A 19,795-nucleotide genomic window follows, 5' to 3' on the forward strand; every position below is an offset into this window, starting at 1 on the left:
TTTTCGATTGAAATAAAAAAGGAAACGACATACGTTCCCCTTAATTACTTTTCTCTTCATTTGCCTTTTGAACACCACGAAGTGTTTCCACTCGAACCTCATCTTGTTCAAAGTATTGCACTAAATCACCAATGCGGTCAATTGCTTCCCAGCTTAAATGATGTTCAATTCCTTCTACATCATTGTAAATCTTACTTTCATCCACACCGATAATACGCATAAATTGCTCTAACAATTCATGACGATATACGAGACGTTCTCCAATTTTTTTACCTTTTGATGTTAATACAAGCCCTCTATATTTTTCATAAATTAGATATTCATCTTTGTCTAATTTTTGCACCATTTTTGTTACAGAGGATGGATGTACACTAAGCGCTTCAGCAATATCAGATACGCGGGCATAACCCTTTTCATCAATTAACAAATAAATTTGTTCAATATAATCTTCCATACTAGGGGTAGGCATCGGTTTCCTCCATCCAATTTCATTTTGCTCATTCCGTACGAAGCAATCAATAAAATGATACACCAGAAAGAATAACGTGACAAGTTGAAAACAAGCCTAAATATATAAAACAAAAAAGAATCTGTATTTGTATACAGACTCCTCTTAAGTAAAGTATTGTATTTCTGCATCAGGAAAAAACTCATGTATATAACCTCTTATCGTTTCTTCTAATACTTCCGCTTCATCTTTTTTATATACGTATTTCCCGATTCCATATCGTCCCCATTTATATTTACGCTTCTCTTCATCCATTTCAAGTTTCGTATTCGGATAACGCTCTTGAATGACTTTTTTTGCAGGCTTTGTAAAGCGATGTTGAATTAATTCAAACGTTAAATTCGGTATCGACAAATCTTTTAGTGCATTGTACAGTCGCTCAAATAGTTCACGATATCCTTCTTCCCATCCTTCATGCATATAAAGTGGTGCAACTATAAATCCAAGCGGATAACCCGCGCCTGCTACTTTACGAGCCGCTTCAATTCTTTCTTCAAACGGTGACGTCCCCGGCTCAAAATTTTTAATTACATACCGTGAATTAATACTAAACCTGAAACGAGTTTTCCCGTTATGTTTTGCATCTAACAAATGATCAACGTGCGAATATTTCGTAACGAAACGTAAACGTCCATGCTCACTTTCTCCAATGAATTCGATCGCGCGCTTTAATGCATGTGTTAAATGATCGATCCCAACGATATCTGATGTACAAGCAGCTTCAAACCTTGTTATTTCAGGTGCTCTTTCATCCATATATTGCTGTGCTTTCTCAAATATTTCTTCAAGATTCACATACACGCGAACATAAGGCTTACTCCCAAGTGTCGTTTGCAAATAACAATAATGACAATGCCCCATACACCCTGTTGCGAGCGGGATTGCATATTCAGCTGACGGTTTTGACGTATCGAACTTTAATGTCTTCCTTACCCCAACAACAAGCGTTGCCTTTGCATTACGGTACTTTTGCAAATCATTTTCACCTGGTAAATTTCTAATTTGATTATGGGATGTCGTTTCACGAATTTCTAATCCCATCTTCGTAAACTTCTCATATAGCTCTTTTCCAAGTGGATATTCAAGTGCCTTCGGTTCAAAGTAAACGATTTTTGGCATAAATGGTTTCATACGCTTCCCTCCTCTCGTTAGTATGGGGAACGTGGAAAAATTAAAACGCATTAAAGTTTTCCACGTTTTAACAGCCCTTCAAAAGGCTGTTTTTCTTCTGTCTAATTTTACAAATTGAAAAATTTCATAAAGAAAATAAGAAAAATGCAAAATAATTAAAGTTAATTGTTGACGTGATGCTTTTATTATCGGTATCATAAATCTTCGTGAGCAATTATTTTTCGTTATACGATTTTTTTATTATTACTGAATTTTTGAGAGGAGAAATTAGATGTCAGTTAAGAAGAAAACGCAAGTACGCACCGGCAAAATGGTACGTGAACTAATGTTAGCAGACGAAGATGTAAATGCTTCGCTAATTATGGTATATAGTGAAAACGGTGTAAACGCAGAAATTAAAATCGAGGGCTTAACGCCGAAATGTAACGAAGAATTATTTTTGAGCGGAAACGTGGATTGGAACAAGAGTGTTATTTATAAAATTGTTGATTTCACTGGAAACGCTGAAGTTGGTAAAGTTACATTAACAGCGATGAACAAAAATAATGTTTCTCTAGAAATAGAACGCGTTATGTGGAGTAAAGAAAATAAAGAGGCTGCTGAACAAGAAGAAACAGTTGTAGAAGCTACTCCGAAAAAAGAAGTAATTGTAGAAGCTCCAAAAGCAGTTACACCTGCTCCAAAGCCTGTTACACGTGTGGAAACACCTGCTATAGCACCAACACCTAAGCCTACTCCGGCACCGAAGCCAGTAAGTGTAGAAGCAGCTGTGGAATTATCTACTCCAGCACCTGTGAAACGAGAAGTACCAACTCCAGTTACAAAGCAAGAGACAACGCCGGTCGCGCCTGCAAAACCGAAGCAACCTGCTTTGACTGAAACAAATTCAAAACTACAAGAAAATTATGTGAAACTCGTGAAAAAGACAATTGAAGTTTGTCAAGATTACGAGCTTGGCATCGACATAGATGATTCTATTGAAAGCTTAAAAGAAGAACTACAAAGCCAAGGTATTAGCGTTACATTTGACAAAGAAATTATGGACGTTGTCAATCGCCTTCGTTCTTTACAAGATAAAGGAATCAAAGTAGAAAAAGTACTTAATTTACTATAAAAAATAAGAGGCGGCAATTGCCACCTCTTATTTTTTATAATTCCATTCTTTACTTTCATACTTTTCTTTTGCCAATGTTTGCACTTCACGTAATTGTTCTTCTGTTAATTCATACGGAACAAGCTCTACATCTAATCCTTTTTCAAACCCAACCTCAAACGCTTTAATTAACTGCTCGATTGTAAACGTACGGTCTGTTAATTCATTAATTGCTACCGCTTTAGAAGAGAACATACTCTTCATACGTTCTTTTACACGTTCATTCGGGAATAAAAACAGATCATATAACTCATCTAAATCTATTTCTAACGGAATCGACCCGTGCTGTAAAATAACACCTTTTTGACGTGTTTGCGCACTACCTGCGATTTTTCTTCCTTCTACTACAATTTCATACCAAGACGGCGCATCAAAACATACGCCTGAGCGTGGATTTTTTAAATTTTCACGATCTGCTTCTGTTTTGGGAACTGCATAATACGCTTCTAGCCCTAATGCTTTAAAACCATCTAGTAAACCTTGCGAAATAACACGATACGCTTCTGTAACTGTTTTTGGCATATTCGGATGATCTTCAGACACAATAACACTGTACGTTAATTCTTTATCATGTAGTACACCCCTACCGCCTGTTTGACGACGAACGAATCCATATTTCTTTTCGTTAACTACATCCATATTAATATCTTTTTCAACACGTTGGAAATACCCGACTGTTAATGTTGGTACTTCCCATTCGTAAAAACGAATGGTTGGTGGCATTTTCTTTTCACTTTGCCAATTTAATAAACATTCATCTAACGCCATATTAAATGCCGGTGAACATTGACCAGAGTTAATATAACACCATTTTTCTTTTCCCATCCTGCACCTCATATAACCAATTATTTTTCACATTCTCTAGTCTACCAAATTCGACAAAATTTGTGAAAGAATACGAAATTTCTTCTTATATACAAATGAATCTGTTGCATAAATACATACGGGCATTATAATATTGAAAGTAGGATAAGAAAAAAGGGAGCGATAGAATCGTGTCAACAACTTGGATTATTTTATTAGCCGTAATCGTAGCGTTCATCGGTTACACTGTATGGATGTATTTCTATCAGAAAAAATTAATTACAACACTTTCAGAAGAAGAGTTTCGCGCTGGCTACCGTAAAGCACAGCTTATCGATATTCGCGAAGCAGACGAATATACTGCAGGGCATATTTTAGGCGCACGTAACATTCCATTATCACAAATTCGCCTTCGTCATAAAGAACTTCGTAAAGATCAACCAGTTTACTTATACTGTCAAAGCGGATTCCGTACTGGTCGTGCGGCTCAATACTTAAAGAAACAAGGCTACAAAGATTTCTACCAATTACAAGGTGGATTCAAAACGTGGACTGGAAAAATTAAAAAGAAATAATAACATACAAAAACTAGCTGAATAATTCAGCTAGTTTTTTCATTTGAAAACTTTCCACGTTATTCTCACACATTTTGACAAAACTTCTTTTATAAACGCAAAAAAGACCCCTATCATTCTCACGCCCAAATAAAAAGGTTACGCGAATAACAGAAGTCATATTTATAACATAGTTTGTGAAAAGCTTTTCAGGTCAAGATTTTTTCATTCTTATTATTTTCCCTTTATAATAAGGAGAGAGGTGATACATATGGCCAATATAAAACAAATTGCAAAAACCGCTGGTGTATCCATATCAACTGTTTCTCGTGTCCTGAATAATCACCCTTACGTAAAAGAAGAAAAACGTAAGCGTGTTCTAGATGCTGTTGAAGAATTGAACTATGCCAAAAATATAAATGCTATTCATTTAATAAAGGGAAAAACATATACGATCGGCGTTATGCTCCCTTTCATTAACCTTCCATACTTCAGTACCATTATTGAAGGAATCGGAAACGAAGCGTTAGCTGCTGGCTATCACATTAATTTATGTCAAACGAATTACGATAGTATTGAAGAAATTCGTGTTCTTGAAATGATGAAAATGAAACAATTCGACGGGATGATTATTTGCTCTCGAACGAGTTCATGGGAACAAATTGAACCTTTCGCAAAATTTGCTCCTATTATTTCATGCGAAAAAATGAAGCACCCCCTCATTTCATCTGTCTACGTAGATCATTATGAAGGCTTCCGTCTCGGCACCGCCTATTTACTCAATAAAGGCCATGAAAAAATCGGGATTTGTTTAGCAAGAAAAACAAGTGTAAATTCTATGGAACGTGAAAAAGCGTTTGCTGATACACTTCGTAACGAAGGCAAAACGTTACATCCCGAATGGATTTTTCATCAATGCTATACAATGCAAGACGGTGCACAAATACTCCATCGTATTGTAAACATGAAAAATCGTCCAACCGCTATTTTTACAGCTAACGATCAAGTTGCAGCTGGTTTATTAACAGAGGCTCGAAAGCAAGGTCTTCGAGTACCCGAAGATCTTGCTATCCTCGGATTTGATAATCATGAAATTTCAAAGGCGTTAGAAATTTCAACAATTGAACATCCCGGTCTCGAAATGGGCTCACATGCGTTTTCTTTATTCCATAAACAAATCCAAAGCGAGCAAATTATCGGGAATGCAAAAGAGCTTTCATTCCATTTAATTGAACGAGATACTATCTAAAAAGAGCGTTACCTATAGCGCTCTTTTTCAGCTCTTCACCTATTGACTTTATATTTTTACTCGCATATAATGGACCTAACGAACGGTAGGTAGGGGATGAAAATGACAGCAAACCGCATTAAAGCTGTAGCACTTTCTCATTTCGCACGCTACGGCTACGAAGGAACTTCATTAGCAAATATTGCTCAAGAAGTCGGGATTAAAAAACCATCAATTTACGCACACTTTAAAGGAAAAGAAGAGCTATATTTTATATGCTTAGAATCCGCTCTTCAAAAAGATTTACAGAGCTTCACAGGCGATATCGAAAAGTTTTCCAATTCGTCTACTGAAGAATTGCTCTTACAGCTACTAAAGGGCTATGCAAAACGATTTGGTGAAAGTGAAGAATCAATGTTTTGGTTACGAACTTCTTATTTTCCGCCTGATGCATTTCGCGAACAAATTATTAATAAAGCAAATGTACACATTGAAAACGTCGGAAAACTTTTATTCCCTGTATTTAAAAGAGCAAGCGAACGAGATGAGTTGCATAACATTGAAGTAAAAGACGCCTTAGAGGCTTTTCTATGCTTACTTGACGGTCTTATGGTTGAACTACTATACGCAGGTTTAAATCGTTTTGAGACACGTTTAGACGCTTCTTGGAAAGTATTTTGGCGTGGACTTTCAAACTGACGGATTGCTCTTTTGCAATGCGTCGTTTTTAAGCCCTTTACCTAACGACTGGTAGGAAGGAGAACTGACATATGGCATGGATTTATGTAATCTTAGCTGGTATTATTGAAATCTTTTGGGTAATTGGACTAAAACACGCGGAGGCACCACTTGAATGGGCTGGTGTTGCGTTATTAATTACAATTAGTTTCGTCTTATTATTTAGAGCTTATAAAGATTTACCTGTTGGTACTGTATACGCAGTCTTCACTGGAATTGGAGCTGGTGGAATCGTTCTTACAGAAATTTTCGTTTTCGGAGAGCCATTCTCTATCGTAAAAGTATTATTAATTGGTTTAATCTTCTTTGGCGTAATTGGTTTAAAACGAGTAACAGAAGAAAAAGAAGCGAAGGAGGCCGCATAAAATGGCTTGGGTATTTTTAATTCTAGCTGGTATTTGTGAAATTATTGGTGTACTCTTTATGAAAGTAGCCACTGAAAAGAAAGGCTGGGCACCAAAAGTTATTTTAATCGCTAACTTCGGCGTAAGCTTCTTCTTCTTATCCCTTGCGATGAACACATTACCGATGGGAACTGCTTACGCGATTTGGACTGGAATCGGAACTGCCGGAAGTGCACTTCTAGGCATCCTTATTTTCCGCGAATCAGCGGATTGGCGTCGTCTTGCTTTCTTAAGCTGCATTCTATGCGGCGCTGTTGGCTTAAAACTATTGAGCTAACGTGAGGTGAATGTCATGTGGAAAGAAAAAGGGAAGCAACTGTTAGCATGGATCACGCTTAGTATCGTCATTCTATTACAAATCAGTTTTCACATAATAGAATGGTTGTTTCATAAAATAGTATCCATTCTCACATTCCTTCCTAACTTGACACTTGAAATGATATCAATCGTTTGGTCCATTATTGCCTCCATTACAATCGTCATTATATGGAATATCGCCAAGCTATGGAATAAGTTATTTAAAAAGGACAGTTCTTCTGAAAAAGAGTAACTGTCCTTTTTTATATTCATTCAGACTTTCTGTAGAAGTTTGATGTGATAAGACAAAGAAGACCAACTATGACAATACTTATACCAATCCCTTTATGCAAATTAGGAAATGGTGATGGGATATCTGAATAGAAATTTGCTAATATGAGACCGATTGAAACGAAAAGTACCCCTATTCTATATAACCATCTTCTTTTGTTCATCATTCTCCCCCTAACATTTTTCATACACTCCTTTCTTTTGGGCATACTACCTAAAAAAGGAGTGAATAATATGCAAAACTCTATACATAAGCAGATTTTATTTTTATTTTTCCTCTTTCTCATTCTTGTTATCATTTTCAGCTTTATATTACATACTCCAAAAGATGTTGTACCGAGTAATCTCTCTGTTTATAAACTTTTACTTTCCTATTGTCGTTATTGAATAAGGTGCCTTATATAGGGCACCTTTTAAAATTCTCTTTTTTCATATAGCTTTACCGAAGCAAGTACAGATAAAAGCAACATACAAATAGAACAACTTAACAATACTCCATTATGTAAATGAATTTGTTCTATATTAACTTGAAAGAACATTTCTATAATAACAATCGGTGCCATTAGTATAAAAAGCGTAATAAAAATAGATTTTTTATATCCTAGCCAAAACGATATCGGTAAGACAAGACTTAAATATATAAAAACAAAGCCAGTAATCGTAACTAATGTTGTCGTTATAAATTCAAAAGTTCCACCTTCAAACTGATTGATTACTAAAGGACTAGACACTATCATACTTATAATAAAAACAATAAATGCCATTATGTATTTTGCTACTACAATTTCTTTTTTTGCTAGCGGTAAACTATTTAACATTACTTCACCATCATATTTTTTATCATCATTAAATGTTTTTAAAATTGCTATAACTGGAATTATAGCTGACATAATTACGTAAAAGCTTTTAACATCTGTTAATGTCATATACAAGAAAAGAGGGTATATTAAGTACCATATTAAATGCTTCCATTGCATGATAAAATCCTTTATTATGAGTTGCCTCACGATTACTCCTCCCCTCATAAATCACGCTCATTATATAAGCTAACTGAAAGCAACATGGACATGATATACAAAAGAATGAGTCCTGCTATAAAACAAATATTTACGACTAGACTCGTGTTCCAAGCATTTTCTACATCTAACCAGACGTTACTTACAATCAGTCCACTTAAATACCCCAACGCAAGTCCAGCGAACGGAGCAATTTGTTTTGCACTGTTATATCCTACTGAAAATTCAATCGGAAGTACAATTATGCTACAAACAACCCCACCTGTTATACCACCGAGAATTTCTCCCCACAGCATAAATCCAGTCATATGCTCATTTTGTAGCTGTATGAAACCAACCACTAGGGAGAAACATCCACCTAGAGCAACTAAAATACTTACAAATATGTATTTCCCTATGACAAGATCTTTACGGTCAAACGGTAAACTATTTACTATCAGTTCACTTTTATTTTTCCCCTCATAACTCATTGACAGTATCATGCCAAGAGCAGGTACAAACATACTAAATGTCATCAAAAAACTATCACTACTAAAATCAACAATGAGCAGGAACAAAAAACATATAAGATAAACAAACCCTAACTTTCTTTGCATCATCATATCTTTTAAAACTAATTGCTTGATCATGTTTTGCACCTCCTAATATGAAAATGTCCCATCTATAACTCTGCCTCCTGAAACATTTTCATTGAGAGGAACATTGATATGAATATACTCACTAATACTCCAATACCAAGAACACCCATTGCTTGTGTAGCCTCTTGAGAGTGAAGTACTTTTAACATAATTGTTTTATCACCAAAAATATTGCACATAAGACCAATCATACCTATTAAAGGAAACAGCATAATCAAATTCAAGACTGTAATAACTTTATATCCCCCAATGTAATTAGTCGGTATCGTTACTACACAATAAATCAAAGTTGCTACTATCGCTGAAAACACTGCATATCCAGGCATGACTATATCCCTGTCCAATAAAATATTTCCTAATATTACGACTATAAAAGTTACACTTAAACCAGCCATAATAAATAATGTGCTTGAAATATATTTAGCTATAATTATCTCTTTTCTCGTTATAGGTAAACTCACTAATACTTTTTCCGCTTTACTTTTCTCGTCATAATAAAAAGAAATATATATAATCGTACTACATGTTATAAATAATCCTATTGCAATCCCCATTGGTTCGACGGAATTCTTAAAAACAGATAAAATAGGGATTAAAAAATAAAAAGGAAACATCTTCTTCTGTAAAAAAAACTCCTTCAAAATCAACTGTTGCATATGAATTCTCCTCTCTATAAATCACGCGTTTCATAAATTTTAATTGTAAGAAGCATAGAAACGATATAGACACTAGCTAATATAATTCCTCCAATTATAAATACACCAATATGCAGCGGATTCATAATCCACTCAATGAATGAAGGTGCTGTTTCATCCAATCCATCTCCTATGAATATCCAAGCAATTCCACCAACTACCATTGATGCTCCTGACACTATACTCCGTGCTATCTGTGACCTTGTAACATAATAACTAGGAAGGAATATTACAACAAAAAATATGGCGTAAACAGCTCCATTTATTACTTCATACCATGAAATCTCAATATATAGATTAAGGTGGTATGTACCGATATCCGCAATAAAAGTAATACCTCTTATAAGAAAAACAATCAACATAGTAGAAATCATGCCCCCTACAATGAATATCGCACAGGAAATATATCTAGCAATTATGATATCCTTTCTACTTAGCGGTAAACTATTCATCATAATGTCACTTGTATTCCGTTCATCTATTATGATTAATATAATAACTGAGGAAAGAGTTATAAATAAACAACTCATAGGAAACAGCATTCCCTCACCGGGTTCAAATAAAAAGAATATAAAGGGTATAATAAAGTATACGAACCATATCCCCCGAAAAAAGAACAAATCTTTATAGATTAGCTGACGCATAGGCACCTCTCCCTTTCGCGGTGTAAACGATGATATCATCTAATGTAGGCTTTTCTAGTACAACCTTATTTCCAAACCAGTCGATAATTGCTTGTCTATCCTTTGCTAAACCTTCAAAACCAAATTTATTTTTTCGTAGTCCAACAAATAGCTCTTTTCCTTCTCGATCTAATAAATCGTTACTTCCTTTTACGATTACGTAGTTTTCCATTAAATCGTCTTTCTCACCAGTAAATATAATTTCTCCATCGTTGATGAACGTAATATAATCTGCGATACGCTCTAAGTCTGTTGTAATATGAGTTGAGAATAATACAGATACTTCATCTTCCATTACAATTTCTTGCAGCATATCAAGTAATTCACTTCGAACAACTGGATCTAATCCTGCTGTCGGTTCGTCCATAATGATAAACTCCGCGTGGTGCGAAAGTGCGATGGCAATCGCAAATTTCATTTTCATTCCTTTTGATAATTCTTTAATTTTTTTATACTTCGGAACTTGCAATCTATGCATATACGATTGATACTGCTCTTCATCCCACTTTTTATATAACGGTGCAATAATACGCTTCATTTGCTCACACGTTAAATCTTCGTAATAATGATTTTCATCATATACAAAGCCGATATTTTGCTTTATTTCCTTTTCGGCTTTCTTGTTGTCCTTGCCAAAAATTTTTATATCGCCGCTATCTTTTCTAATTAAATTCATAATCATTTTGATCGTCGTACTTTTCCCGGCCCCGTTCGGTCCGACAAATCCCATAATATATCCGCGTGGTAATGTAAAACTTATATTTTTTACTGCAAAATCTTCATAACTTTTACATACGTTTTTTAACTCTAACATCTCTTATTCCCCCTCATATAAACACGCAATCATCTGCTGTAATTCTTCAAGTGAAAGCTGTAACGCTTTACTTTCATTTACAATCTCTTCCGCTTTGCTTTCCAATAGACGAAGCCTTTGTTCTTTTAATAGTTCATTATTTTTACGTGAAACATAAGTCCCCTTCCCAGCAACAGTTTCTATATATCCTTCTTTCTCAAGCTCCTCGTACGCACGCTTCGTAGTAATTACACTAATCTGTAATTCCTTTGCTAAGCTACGAATAGACGGTAATTGGTCTCCACCCTTTAAACCACCATTTAAAATAAGCTGGCTTAATTGTTTTCTTATCTGTACATAAATAGGGTCTTGGGAAGAATTCGAAATAATAATATTCATGTTTTCCTCCAGTGTGTATATACTGTATATACCTTATATACACAGTATATACACATCATCCTATTTTTGGCAAGAAAAAAAGACCAACATTTTCCTGTTGGTCTTTCGTATATGTATCACTTTTCAAAGCGATCTAACATCTCATCTCTCATTCCGAAACTCACTACCGCAATTCCTACATACATAAACAGAAGGAACGCCGGATGAACTGTGTTGTACCAAGTGCTATCAACAATTAAATAAATCGTTAATGCCACAACAAGAACAAACGCTAAGATAAACATATAAAAGTGTCTTGTACTACCCATGATAAACTCCTCTCTTCTCACTTCACCATTCAACAGTATATTTTATCGAATAATTCGATATGACTCAAGGTTAACTTTCTGTTATGTAATCAAGTTCCACCTTTACAATGTCCTCACATGCTATTGAAATGATCGTTCCTTGCTTATCAATTGCCGTCACTTCTCTATTATCCATTACACGATGCGCTACTCTTTCTAACACTTTTCCTTGGTCTCGATAGCAAAATTCTTTTACATCTTTAATTGTTTCTCCATTTTCTAAATGGTATACCATTCTATAACATCGATATCCCACACTTTCACCCCCGTCTTGCTCGTTTTTTCACATATACATAAAAATGAGTAATTTTTGCCTCATCACATCTTCTTAATTTCAATAAAATTCTAACAAAAATAAATACTTTTATCAAACTGACTTTTTCAACAAAATCACCTATAAAACTGCCTCATTACACCATTATGAAACAAAAAATATAAATTTTTAACATTTTCTTCACCACTTCTGCATAAAGTGAAACTTTAATCAGTGGGTGTTTTTGTTCATCTCTACTGATTACCAGGCCACAAATTGCGGAACAAATTCTCCATACAAAAAAAAGAACTCGCATATAGCGAGTTCTTCCTTTGTTATTCTAATCAAACTTGTACAGGAGCTGGCTTTTCATAACGTAAAACTGGTTTACGTGCAGCCATCGTTTCGTCTAAACGTTTAATGACTGTTGTATGAGGTGCTTCTTGTACAACTTCTGGATTTTCTTCTACTTCTTTAGCGATTTGAATCATCTTATCAATGAAACCGTCTAATGTTTCTTTTGATTCTGTTTCCGTCGGCTCAATCATAATACATTCTTCCACATTTAATGGGAAGTAAATTGTCGGTGGATGGTAACCGAAATCAAGCAGGCGTTTTGCGATATCTAATGTACGTACACCAAGTTTCTTTTGACGACGACCTGATAATACAAACTCATGCTTACAATGTCTATCGAACGGAAGATCATAGAATGGTGCTAATCTTCTCATCATATAGTTCGCATTTAATACCGCATACTCCGTTACTGCACGTAATCCATCTGGACCCATAGAACGAATGTATGTGTATGCACGAACGTTAATTCCGAAGTTACCGTAGAATGGTTTTACGCGCCCAATTGCTTCTGGACGATCATAGTTAAAGCGATAGCCATCTTCCGTTTTCTCTAAAATTGGTTTTGGTAAGTACGGAATTAAATCAGCTTTCACACCTACTGGACCAGAACCTGGGCCACCGCCGCCGTGAGGGCCTGTAAATGTTTTATGAAGGTTTAAATGCACAACGTCAAATCCCATATCTCCTGGGCGCGCTTGGCTTAATACCGCATTTAAGTTTGCACCATCATAGTATAATTTACCGCCTGCGTTATGGACGATTTCTGCCATTTCTAAAATATTTTCTTCGAATAAACCTAATGTATTAGGGTTTGTTAACATAAGTGCTGCTGTTTCTTCATTTACAACACGTTTTAAGTCTTCTAAGTCAACAAGACCATGTTCATTTGATTTTACCGTAATTGTTTCAAAACCAGCTACAGTTGCAGATGCTGGATTCGTTCCGTGAGCAGAGTCAGGAACAATTACTTTCGTACGGTTAAAGTCACCATTTGCTTCATGGTATGCACGAATTAACATTAAGCCTGTCCATTCTCCGTGTGCACCAGCTGCTGGTTGTAATGTAACAGTATCCATACCTGTAATTTCAATTAAATGCTCTTGTAAATCGTACATTAATTCCATTGCACCTTGTACTGTCTTTTCATCTTGCAACGGATGAATATTTGCAAATCCTGCGAAACGAGCTACACTCTCATTAATTTTCGGATTATATTTCATCGTACAAGATCCAAGTGGATAGAATCCAGAATCAACGCCGTGGTTACGGTTTGAAAGTGCTGTATAGTGGCGCATAATATCAAGTTCAGATACTTCTGGTAGCTCTGCATCTTCTACTCGAATATAATCGCTCTCAAATACATCTTCTAGTTTCACTTCTTCTACATCTAATTTTGGTAAGCTATATCCTATGCGTCCTTCTTTACTCACTTCAAAGATAAGTGCTTGGTCTTGGTTCTTCATTGGATAGCCCCCATTTCGTTTACAAGTGTGTCAATTTCCTCTTTTGTACGAAGCTCAGTTACTGCTACAAGCATATGGTTCTCATGCTCTTTATAATCACGGCCTAGATCGTAACCGCCGATAATATTCTTTTGTAATAATGCATCGTTTACTTCTTTCACTGGACGCTTACAATCTACAACGAACTCATTGAAGAATGGACCAGCAAATGTTACAGTGAAGCCTTTCGCTTCGAATTGACGTTTTGCGTATTGCGCTTTAGAAATGTTTTGACGTGCCATTTCTTTCACACCTTGTTTACCAAGTGCCGTCATTGCAACAGAAGCTGCTAATGCATTTAACGCTTGGTTTGAACAAATGTTAGATGTCGCTTTATCACGGCGGATATGCTGTTCACGTGCCTGTAACGTTAATACAAACCCACGTTTCCCATCTGAATCTACAGTTTGTCCAACAAGACGTCCTGGAATTTTACGCATAAATGCTTTCGTTGTTGCAAAGTAACCACAGTGCGGTCCACCAAACTGCGTTGGAATACCAAATGGCTGTGCATCACCGATTACAATATCAGCACCAAATTTTCCTGGTGGTGTTAATGCGCCTAATGATAATGGATTTGAAGAAACGATAAATAATGATTTTTGTTGATGAACGATTTTTTCAATATCAGCTAATTTTTCAACTTGTCCGAAGAAGTTTGGATATTGAACGATTACACAAGCAACAGTATCATCTACTTCACTTTGTAATACGTCTAAATCTGTTACACCATCTTTATGATTAATTTCAACAACTTCAAGATGTTGACCTTTTGCATATGTTTCAAGTACTGCTCTTGATTCTGGGTGCACTGCACTAGATACAAGAATTTTCTTTTTACGAGTATGGCCAGCCGCTAGCATTGCCGCTTCAGCTAAAGCTGTACCACCGTCGTACATAGAAGAGTTTGCTACATCCATTCCTGTTAATTCACAAATCATTGTTTGGAATTCAAAAATTGCTTGTAATTCCCCTTGTGAAATTTCCGGTTGGTATGGCGTGTAAGCTGTATAAAATTCTGAGCGAGAGATAACATGATCTACGATTACTGGAGCGTAATGGTCGTATACGCCTGCCCCTAAGAAAGAAGCATACTCTTTTAAGTTAGCATTTTTACTAGCCATTTGAGATAACTCTTTTAAAAGCTCTGGCTCTGATTTTGCTTCTTTAATTTTTAAATCCCCTTTAAAACGAACACTCTCTGGAATATCAGAGAATAACTCATCGATCGTTTGAACGCCGATCGTTTGTAACATTTCTTTTTTGTCTTCTTCTGTCATTGGAAGATAACGATGCAACATGAAATCTACCCCTCTCCCCGTTACTTTGAACGTTTATAAAATGGTGTTGGAACAACTACTGCTTTGACGCGTTTATTACGAATTTCAATTTCTACTTCTGTATCAACTGCTGCGTATTTTACATCAATTAGTGCTAAACCAATGCTTTTCTTTAACGTTGGAGATTGTGTACCACTCGTTACTTCCCCGATTTTTTCTTCTCCAATAAATACAGGGTAATGCGTACGAGGAATTCCACGTTCGATTACTTCGATGCCGACTAACTTACGAGGCGCACCGTTTTCTTTTTGCTCTTTTAAAGTCGCTTTCCCAAAGAAGTCTGCTTCTTTATTTGGTTTTACCGCAAAGCCAATCCCAGCTTCAACCGGTGTAATATCTTTTGATAATTCTTGACCGTAAAGTGGTAATGTTGCTTCGAAACGAAGTGTATCACGAGCACCTAAACCACATGGTTTTAAGCCCTCTTCTGCTCCAACTTCAAGAAGTTTCTCCCAAAGTTTTGCAGCATCTTCACTCTTACAGTAAATTTCAAATCCATCTTCACCTGTATAACCTGTACGAGATACAAGTGCTGGAATTCCATCTACAAGAATATCGTTTTTAAATTTAAAGAACTTAATTTCTTTCAAATCTTCTGACACAACTTTTTGTAAAATGCCTTCTGCTTTTGGTCCTTGAATTGCAAGCTGTGCAACTTCACTAGAAACATTGACTACTGTCGCATCGCCAATTACATGGCTAGCTAACCATTCATAATCTTTCTCGATATTTGATGCGTTGATAACTAATAAATAGTCTTCTTCACCACGTTTGTAGATTAATAAATCATCTACTGTACCACCATTTTCGTAGCACATTGCTGTATATTGTGCGCCCCCTACCTTTAAGGTAGATACGTCATTTGTAACAACACGTTGTAAAAATGCTAAACTATCTACACCTTTTACCTCAACTTCTCCCATATGAGACACATCGAACAAACCTGCCGCTGTACGTACAGCTTCATGTTCTTCTTTAATGCTTGAAAATTGAACTGGTAACTCCCAACCACCGAAGTCGATTGTTTTCCCACCATACTTCGCGTATACATCAAATAACGGTGTACGTTGTAATGTAATCATGATCTCTCCCCCTTATGCTCTGACAAATCAATAAAAGTTGTTACTCATTTCTAAACATTTTCATTCTAAAAAGATAGGATATACGGAATCTCATTATATTTTTTTATGAAAGCGTAAATAAAAAATCACTTTCTTGGATAAAATACGAAAGATTCCACACATTTCACACCATTATCCTAACATTATTCGCTATATTTCATCAATATTCTAGCATAAAAAATAATTTAGAATTTTTTACGCTTAATCTTATTACATACAGTTTTTAAGATTTAGTCCTTTATCTTTACTTATTGTTTACCTTTCAGTAAGTGTAATAGCGCCTTATTACAAGGCTTATATAGTAAAGATTTTTTCATAATTACTTTAGTTTATAAAAGGTGGGAGAGTCGTAATGAATGTCGATATTTCCATAGATCGAACGTGGCAAAACAATTTTTTAAATAGAATTGATGAAGATGGTCCTTGGACAAACTGGGATTTATATCATTTAGCTTATGAAACAGAAAAATCATTACTTATTCCTACTTTTGATGGATTACAAGCACCGAAACATTTATCCCATTTCACACCACTTCCTCATCAATTAGAAGTCGCTCAAAATGTTATTGAACAAATGAATGGTAAAGCGATTCTAGCAGATGAAGTAGGACTTGGAAAAACGATTGAAGCTGGACTTATTTTAAAAGAATATATGGTCCGCGGCCTTGTGAAAAAAGTACTTATACTCGTTCCAGCCTCTCTCGTATCACAATGGGCATACGAATTAAATACAAAGTTTTTCATTCCAGCTGTAGCTCAAAAGAAAAGCTACTCGTGGGAACAAGCCGATGTGATTGTATCATCAATTGATACTGCAAAACGTTCACCACATCGTGATATCGTTTTGAACTTAGAATATGACCTTATTATTATCGATGAAGCACATAAACTTAAAAATAATAAAACAAAAAACTATGAATTTGCACAGCGATTAAAAAAGAAATTTTGTTTATTATTAACGGCTACTCCTGTTCAAAATAAGATTGATGAAATTTTCAACCTCGTTTCTTTATTAAAACCAGGACATTTAGGCAATCAATCCAATTTTGAAGAATATTATGCTTCAAAAAATCGTTCAGCCGAATCTGATGAAGATTTAAAAGCTCTTATTAACAAAGTAATGGTCCGAAATCGGCGTCATAATACCGGGATTGATTGGCCAAAGAGACATGTACGTACAATTTTTGTTGAGTTTAATGAAGAAGAGCAAGCTCTATATAATGATATCGAAAATTGGCGAGGACAAGACGCCTTCACATCTGCTTTCTCATCATTAACTTTAAAACGGGAAGCGTGTAGTAGTCGCGAGGCCGTTTACTATTCATTAAAAAAACATGTAGAAAAACGACAGAAGGAAAATGAGAATTACGTAAAAGATCCGCATATTGATGTGCTAATGGACAAAATTAACCGTATTCCTTTTAACTCAAAAGCAAATAAAGCGCTAGAGCTTATAAAAGAAATTGACGATAAAGTCGTCATTTTCACAGAATACCGAGCGTCACAAATGTACTTACAATGGTTTTTACAACAGCACGGTATTTCTTCTGTCCCATTCCGCGGCGGATTTAAACGAGGAAAGAAAGATTGGATGAAGGAACTTTTCCAAAATCATGCGCAAGTGCTAATCGCAACGGAAGCTGGTGGTGAAGGAATTAACTTACAATTTTGTAGCCATATGATCAATTACGATTTACCATGGAACCCAATGCGCCTTGAACAAAGAATCGGACGTATTCACCGCCTTGGTCAAAAGAATGATGTTCATATTTATAACTTAGCTACAAAACACACTGTGGAAGAACATATTTTGAAACTGTTATATGAAAAAATTAATTTATTTGAGCGTGTGATCGGTGAACTTGATGAAATTTTAACGAGAATTAATATGAAAAACATCGACGCACACATTCAAGAAATATTTGCGCAATCAAAAAGCGAAGGAGAAATCCGAATTAAGATGGAAAACTTAACATCTATTATCGACTTTGCGAAGCGAAATGAAGCTGAGGTGCAAGGCTATGCAGCAACATGAAATTCATAATTACTTATACAATTTTTTTGAGGCGAATAACTGTGAAATTTTAGAACGTTCTCCTCATCTATTGGATGTGCAATTAACAATTGAGATGGATAAATTATTAATGAATCGCCCTTTTTATTGGCACTATCTTGAAAAAACAGGAGGCGTACCGAATCCGATGCGCCTTACTCTTATTACAAATCCAGAAAATGAAGAAAACGATGGTGAGCTTATCCACTACGGTTCACCACGTCTTCATCAAATTTTTCAAACGACAAAAGAATTAGGCTCTTACATACGCTTATATGAGGAAGTACGGCATAGCGGAGCGACACATACACCGCTCCATCCGTGGCTCGGTGTAAATATAAAAGTTTCCTATCAATGTGATCGAAAAAAAGATATCCTCCACTCCATTGGCATTCATCTTATTTCTGGCACAATGATTGCAAACTTTCATGAAACATTAACGAAAATTAAACTTACACCGAAAATACCTGACTTTTGTTTTACGCTCTCGCCTATTATTAAACCGCAAAGCGGTTTACAACGTATAGAGGATGCTTTAAAAAATATCATTGCAGAAGATGACCATACGTGGGCGAAAGAAGCAAGAGTGCGCTGGAATCACGATTTGGACCTTTTAAATCGTTTTTATGAAGAAAGTGATGAACTTCCCGAAAGCTATGAAATTGAAAAACAAGCTTTGCAAGAACAATATGAACCCCGCATTACAGTACAAATTATTAACGGTGGACTCTTTTATGTTACCGCGAATCATTTTCTAACTTAAAAAGCCCCTTCATTTTTGAAGGAGCTTTTTTGAATTATCCTCTATCGCCATTACGCTCTTGTTGTTTTTGCTTTGCCATACGTTTTTGATACGCACGATCCTTTGCACTCACATGATTTGCATCAGTTGGAAGATTTTCTTTTGAACGGCCAATTCCGTTGCTCATCTGTTTCACTCCTTTTATATCTTTCAAAATACACCCTTATTTTCAGCTAGAGACACCATCCTTATACAAAAAAATAAGAGTAGCCAATAGCTACTCTTACTCACTCACATATTTTTGAAACATATCATGGATGCCTTTATTTACGAGGTTCGAGATCTGCTCGTCAGATTTATTCGGATAACGATCACGCAATCTGATAGATGCCTTCACCATTAAATTTTCTAATACAGAACGGCCGCCTTCTCCATAAATAATTTCCGCATATTCAACAAGCCTTCCATCCTCTACTGTTGCTGGATTATGATTGAAGAAAAATTTACTCATTGCCTCCACCTCTCTCTTTTGATAACGTTTACATTTATATAAATTATTTATGTTATTTATTTCACAATATTGTATGCATGTATATTTAATTAGTTTCATTATAAAGCAACATATCGATAGTAAATATGTGATTTTCCGTCCATTTTGTGAACAAACTAAAAATGAAAGCGTTTCCTTTATTATATACTAAAAAAACTTACTACGCTAGGGGCAATTTTTTCAATCTACTAATCATAT

At 35.6% G+C, this 19,795-nt stretch carries 27 protein-coding genes; 10 read left to right on the forward strand and 17 right to left on the reverse strand.

What is annotated here, in order from left to right; translation table 11 throughout:
* Positions 1 to 40: 40 nt before the first annotated feature.
* The gene (gene mntR / locus MR070_RS02430; RefSeq protein WP_001143076.1) at positions 41 to 469 is read right to left on the reverse strand and encodes a transcriptional regulator MntR; all 429 of its coding nucleotides are present in this window, start codon (positions 467 to 469) and stop codon (positions 41 to 43) included.
* A gap of 144 nt (positions 470 to 613) precedes the next feature.
* Positions 614 to 1,639 (reverse strand): spore photoproduct lyase, encoded by a 1,026-nt coding sequence (gene splB / locus MR070_RS02435; protein WP_242260474.1) that lies wholly within the window; start codon positions 1,637 to 1,639, stop codon positions 614 to 616.
* A 271-nt stretch (positions 1,640 to 1,910) separates the two neighbouring features.
* Here splB and MR070_RS02440 point away from each other — a divergent pair, with 271 nt between their 5' ends.
* Complete coding sequence (locus tag MR070_RS02440; RefSeq protein WP_044793817.1) at positions 1,911 to 2,753, forward strand: hypothetical protein; 843 nt, start codon at positions 1,911 to 1,913, stop codon at positions 2,751 to 2,753.
* A gap of 27 nt (positions 2,754 to 2,780) precedes the next feature.
* On the opposite strand, the gene MR070_RS02445 is transcribed toward MR070_RS02440, so the two are convergent.
* On the reverse strand, positions 2,781 to 3,617 hold the full coding sequence (locus tag MR070_RS02445; RefSeq protein ID WP_000514083.1) for a lipoate--protein ligase family protein: 837 nt from the start codon (positions 3,615 to 3,617) through the stop codon (positions 2,781 to 2,783).
* A gap of 170 nt (positions 3,618 to 3,787) precedes the next feature.
* Here MR070_RS02445 and MR070_RS02450 point away from each other — a divergent pair, with 170 nt between their 5' ends.
* The 6 genes from MR070_RS02450 (at position 3,788) to MR070_RS02475 (ending at position 7,070) form a co-directional block, all read left to right on the forward strand.
* Complete coding sequence (locus MR070_RS02450) at positions 3,788 to 4,171, forward strand: rhodanese-like domain-containing protein (protein ID WP_000108655.1); 384 nt, start codon at positions 3,788 to 3,790, stop codon at positions 4,169 to 4,171.
* A 250-nt stretch (positions 4,172 to 4,421) separates the two neighbouring features.
* A complete protein-coding gene (locus MR070_RS02455; RefSeq protein ID WP_242260476.1) occupies positions 4,422 to 5,399 on the forward strand; it encodes a LacI family DNA-binding transcriptional regulator in 978 nt (325 codons plus the stop codon).
* 96 nt (positions 5,400 to 5,495) lie between these two features.
* Complete coding sequence (locus tag MR070_RS02460) at positions 5,496 to 6,077, forward strand: TetR/AcrR family transcriptional regulator (RefSeq protein WP_041184139.1); 582 nt, start codon at positions 5,496 to 5,498, stop codon at positions 6,075 to 6,077.
* 71 nt (positions 6,078 to 6,148) lie between these two features.
* Entirely contained in the window at positions 6,149 to 6,481 is a 333-nt protein-coding gene (locus MR070_RS02465) for a DMT family transporter (protein ID WP_000312349.1), read from the forward strand.
* 1 nt (position 6,482) lies between these two features.
* Positions 6,483 to 6,797 carry a DMT family transporter gene (locus MR070_RS02470; RefSeq protein WP_000312623.1) on the forward strand — a complete coding sequence of 105 codons (315 nt, stop codon included), beginning with the start codon at positions 6,483 to 6,485 and terminating at the stop codon, positions 6,795 to 6,797.
* 15 nt (positions 6,798 to 6,812) lie between these two features.
* On the forward strand, positions 6,813 to 7,070 hold the full coding sequence (locus MR070_RS02475) for a DUF3975 family protein (protein ID WP_242260478.1): 258 nt from the start codon (positions 6,813 to 6,815) through the stop codon (positions 7,068 to 7,070).
* Positions 7,071 to 7,086: 16 nt separating this feature from the next.
* Here MR070_RS02475 and MR070_RS02480 read toward each other — a convergent pair whose 3' ends face one another.
* The 12 genes from MR070_RS02480 to gcvT form a co-directional block, all read right to left on the reverse strand.
* Positions 7,087 to 7,275, reverse strand: a complete 189-nt coding sequence (locus tag MR070_RS02480) for a hypothetical protein (protein ID WP_242260480.1) — start codon at positions 7,273 to 7,275, stop codon at positions 7,087 to 7,089.
* A 246-nt stretch (positions 7,276 to 7,521) separates the two neighbouring features.
* Positions 7,522 to 8,115 carry an ABC-2 transporter permease gene (locus MR070_RS02485; protein WP_001249400.1) on the reverse strand — a complete coding sequence of 198 codons (594 nt, stop codon included), beginning with the start codon at positions 8,113 to 8,115 and terminating at the stop codon, positions 7,522 to 7,524.
* A gap of 14 nt (positions 8,116 to 8,129) precedes the next feature.
* Complete coding sequence (locus MR070_RS02490; RefSeq protein WP_070806829.1) at positions 8,130 to 8,753, reverse strand: ABC-2 transporter permease; 624 nt, start codon at positions 8,751 to 8,753, stop codon at positions 8,130 to 8,132.
* 32 nt (positions 8,754 to 8,785) lie between these two features.
* The gene (locus MR070_RS02495) at positions 8,786 to 9,418 is read right to left on the reverse strand and encodes an ABC-2 transporter permease (protein WP_242260482.1); all 633 of its coding nucleotides are present in this window, start codon (positions 9,416 to 9,418) and stop codon (positions 8,786 to 8,788) included.
* A gap of 14 nt (positions 9,419 to 9,432) precedes the next feature.
* On the reverse strand, positions 9,433 to 10,101 hold the full coding sequence (locus MR070_RS02500; protein WP_242260484.1) for an ABC-2 transporter permease: 669 nt from the start codon (positions 10,099 to 10,101) through the stop codon (positions 9,433 to 9,435).
* Positions 10,082 to 10,954: an ABC transporter ATP-binding protein gene (locus tag MR070_RS02505; RefSeq protein WP_242260486.1), complete on the reverse strand. Its 873-nt coding sequence runs from the start codon at positions 10,952 to 10,954 to the stop codon at positions 10,082 to 10,084. Before MR070_RS02505 ends, MR070_RS02500 begins: the two co-directional genes overlap by 20 nt.
* Positions 10,955 to 10,957: 3 nt before the next feature.
* Complete coding sequence (locus tag MR070_RS02510) at positions 10,958 to 11,332, reverse strand: GntR family transcriptional regulator (protein ID WP_001021352.1); 375 nt, start codon at positions 11,330 to 11,332, stop codon at positions 10,958 to 10,960.
* 116 nt (positions 11,333 to 11,448) lie between these two features.
* Complete coding sequence (locus tag MR070_RS02515; protein WP_000535935.1) at positions 11,449 to 11,640, reverse strand: hypothetical protein; 192 nt, start codon at positions 11,638 to 11,640, stop codon at positions 11,449 to 11,451.
* Between the two features lie 70 nt (positions 11,641 to 11,710).
* On the reverse strand, positions 11,711 to 11,914 hold the full coding sequence (locus MR070_RS02520; RefSeq protein ID WP_000262495.1) for a DUF3929 family protein: 204 nt from the start codon (positions 11,912 to 11,914) through the stop codon (positions 11,711 to 11,713).
* 362 nt (positions 11,915 to 12,276) lie between these two features.
* A complete protein-coding gene (gene gcvPB / locus MR070_RS02525) occupies positions 12,277 to 13,752 on the reverse strand; it encodes an aminomethyl-transferring glycine dehydrogenase subunit 2 (RefSeq protein WP_000795696.1) in 1,476 nt (491 codons plus the stop codon).
* A complete protein-coding gene (gene gcvPA / locus MR070_RS02530; RefSeq protein WP_000903231.1) occupies positions 13,749 to 15,092 on the reverse strand; it encodes an aminomethyl-transferring glycine dehydrogenase subunit 1 in 1,344 nt (447 codons plus the stop codon). Before gcvPA ends, gcvPB begins: the two co-directional genes overlap by 4 nt.
* Before the next feature lie 20 nt (positions 15,093 to 15,112).
* Positions 15,113 to 16,213: a glycine cleavage system aminomethyltransferase GcvT gene (gcvT, locus tag MR070_RS02535; protein ID WP_000631772.1), complete on the reverse strand. Its 1,101-nt coding sequence runs from the start codon at positions 16,211 to 16,213 to the stop codon at positions 15,113 to 15,115.
* 391 nt (positions 16,214 to 16,604) lie between these two features.
* On the opposite strand from gcvT, the gene MR070_RS02540 reads away from it, so the two are divergent.
* Complete coding sequence (locus MR070_RS02540) at positions 16,605 to 18,287, forward strand: DEAD/DEAH box helicase (protein ID WP_242260487.1); 1,683 nt, start codon at positions 16,605 to 16,607, stop codon at positions 18,285 to 18,287.
* A complete protein-coding gene (locus tag MR070_RS02545; RefSeq protein ID WP_001183969.1) occupies positions 18,274 to 19,068 on the forward strand; it encodes a YqhG family protein in 795 nt (264 codons plus the stop codon). The genes MR070_RS02540 and MR070_RS02545 overlap by 14 nt, the downstream gene beginning before the upstream one ends.
* 34 nt (positions 19,069 to 19,102) lie before the next feature.
* Here the strand turns inward: MR070_RS02545 and MR070_RS27030 are convergent, their stop codons facing one another.
* A complete protein-coding gene (locus tag MR070_RS27030) occupies positions 19,103 to 19,234 on the reverse strand; it encodes a hypothetical protein (RefSeq protein ID WP_000064669.1) in 132 nt (43 codons plus the stop codon).
* 96 nt (positions 19,235 to 19,330) lie between these two features.
* Positions 19,331 to 19,558, reverse strand: coding sequence for a hypothetical protein (locus tag MR070_RS02550; RefSeq protein WP_000032699.1), 228 nt, complete (start codon positions 19,556 to 19,558; stop codon positions 19,331 to 19,333).
* A gap of 73 nt (positions 19,559 to 19,631) precedes the next feature.
* Here MR070_RS02550 and MR070_RS02555 point away from each other — a divergent pair, with 73 nt between their 5' ends.
* Entirely contained in the window at positions 19,632 to 19,748 is a 117-nt protein-coding gene (locus MR070_RS02555) for a hypothetical protein (RefSeq protein ID WP_003279814.1), read from the forward strand.
* Positions 19,749 to 19,795: the final 47 nt, after the last annotated feature.

This window comes from Bacillus cereus group sp. BfR-BA-01453 (genome assembly GCF_022662915.1).
GTDB lineage: Bacteria > Bacillota > Bacilli > Bacillales > Bacillaceae_G > Bacillus_A > Bacillus_A paranthracis.

Coding starts and splice junctions, on each gene's coding strand:
- mntR (WP_001143076.1), bottom strand. CDS start 469: ATGCCTACCCCTAGTATGGAAGATTATATTGAACAAATTTATTTGTTA.
- splB (WP_242260474.1), bottom strand. CDS start 1,639: ATGAAACCATTTATGCCAAAAATCGTTTACTTTGAACCGAAGGCACTT.
- MR070_RS02440 (WP_044793817.1), top strand. CDS start 1,911: ATGTCAGTTAAGAAGAAAACGCAAGTACGCACCGGCAAAATGGTACGT.
- MR070_RS02445 (WP_000514083.1), bottom strand. CDS start 3,617: ATGGGAAAAGAAAAATGGTGTTATATTAACTCTGGTCAATGTTCACCG.
- MR070_RS02455 (WP_242260476.1), top strand. CDS start 4,422: ATGGCCAATATAAAACAAATTGCAAAAACCGCTGGTGTATCCATATCA.
- MR070_RS02460 (WP_041184139.1), top strand. CDS start 5,496: ATGAAAATGACAGCAAACCGCATTAAAGCTGTAGCACTTTCTCATTTC.
- MR070_RS02465 (WP_000312349.1), top strand. CDS start 6,149: ATGGCATGGATTTATGTAATCTTAGCTGGTATTATTGAAATCTTTTGG.
- MR070_RS02470 (WP_000312623.1), top strand. CDS start 6,483: ATGGCTTGGGTATTTTTAATTCTAGCTGGTATTTGTGAAATTATTGGT.
- MR070_RS02475 (WP_242260478.1), top strand. CDS start 6,813: ATGTGGAAAGAAAAAGGGAAGCAACTGTTAGCATGGATCACGCTTAGT.
- MR070_RS02480 (WP_242260480.1), bottom strand. CDS start 7,275: ATGATGAACAAAAGAAGATGGTTATATAGAATAGGGGTACTTTTCGTT.
- MR070_RS02490 (WP_070806829.1), bottom strand. CDS start 8,753: ATGATCAAGCAATTAGTTTTAAAAGATATGATGATGCAAAGAAAGTTA.
- MR070_RS02495 (WP_242260482.1), bottom strand. CDS start 9,418: ATGCAACAGTTGATTTTGAAGGAGTTTTTTTTACAGAAGAAGATGTTT.
- MR070_RS02500 (WP_242260484.1), bottom strand. CDS start 10,101: ATGCGTCAGCTAATCTATAAAGATTTGTTCTTTTTTCGGGGGATATGG.
- MR070_RS02505 (WP_242260486.1), bottom strand. CDS start 10,954: ATGTTAGAGTTAAAAAACGTATGTAAAAGTTATGAAGATTTTGCAGTA.
- MR070_RS02510 (WP_001021352.1), bottom strand. CDS start 11,332: ATGAATATTATTATTTCGAATTCTTCCCAAGACCCTATTTATGTACAG.
- MR070_RS02515 (WP_000535935.1), bottom strand. CDS start 11,640: ATGGGTAGTACAAGACACTTTTATATGTTTATCTTAGCGTTTGTTCTT.
- MR070_RS02520 (WP_000262495.1), bottom strand. CDS start 11,914: ATGGTATACCATTTAGAAAATGGAGAAACAATTAAAGATGTAAAAGAA.
- gcvPB (WP_000795696.1), bottom strand. CDS start 13,752: ATGAAGAACCAAGACCAAGCACTTATCTTTGAAGTGAGTAAAGAAGGA.
- gcvPA (WP_000903231.1), bottom strand. CDS start 15,092: ATGTTGCATCGTTATCTTCCAATGACAGAAGAAGACAAAAAAGAAATG.
- gcvT (WP_000631772.1), bottom strand. CDS start 16,213: ATGATTACATTACAACGTACACCGTTATTTGATGTATACGCGAAGTAT.
- MR070_RS02540 (WP_242260487.1), top strand. CDS start 16,605: ATGAATGTCGATATTTCCATAGATCGAACGTGGCAAAACAATTTTTTA.
- MR070_RS02545 (WP_001183969.1), top strand. CDS start 18,274: ATGCAGCAACATGAAATTCATAATTACTTATACAATTTTTTTGAGGCG.
- MR070_RS27030 (WP_000064669.1), bottom strand. CDS start 19,234: ATGAGCAACGGAATTGGCCGTTCAAAAGAAAATCTTCCAACTGATGCA.
- MR070_RS02550 (WP_000032699.1), bottom strand. CDS start 19,558: ATGAGTAAATTTTTCTTCAATCATAATCCAGCAACAGTAGAGGATGGA.
- MR070_RS02555 (WP_003279814.1), top strand. CDS start 19,632: ATGCATGTATATTTAATTAGTTTCATTATAAAGCAACATATCGATAGT.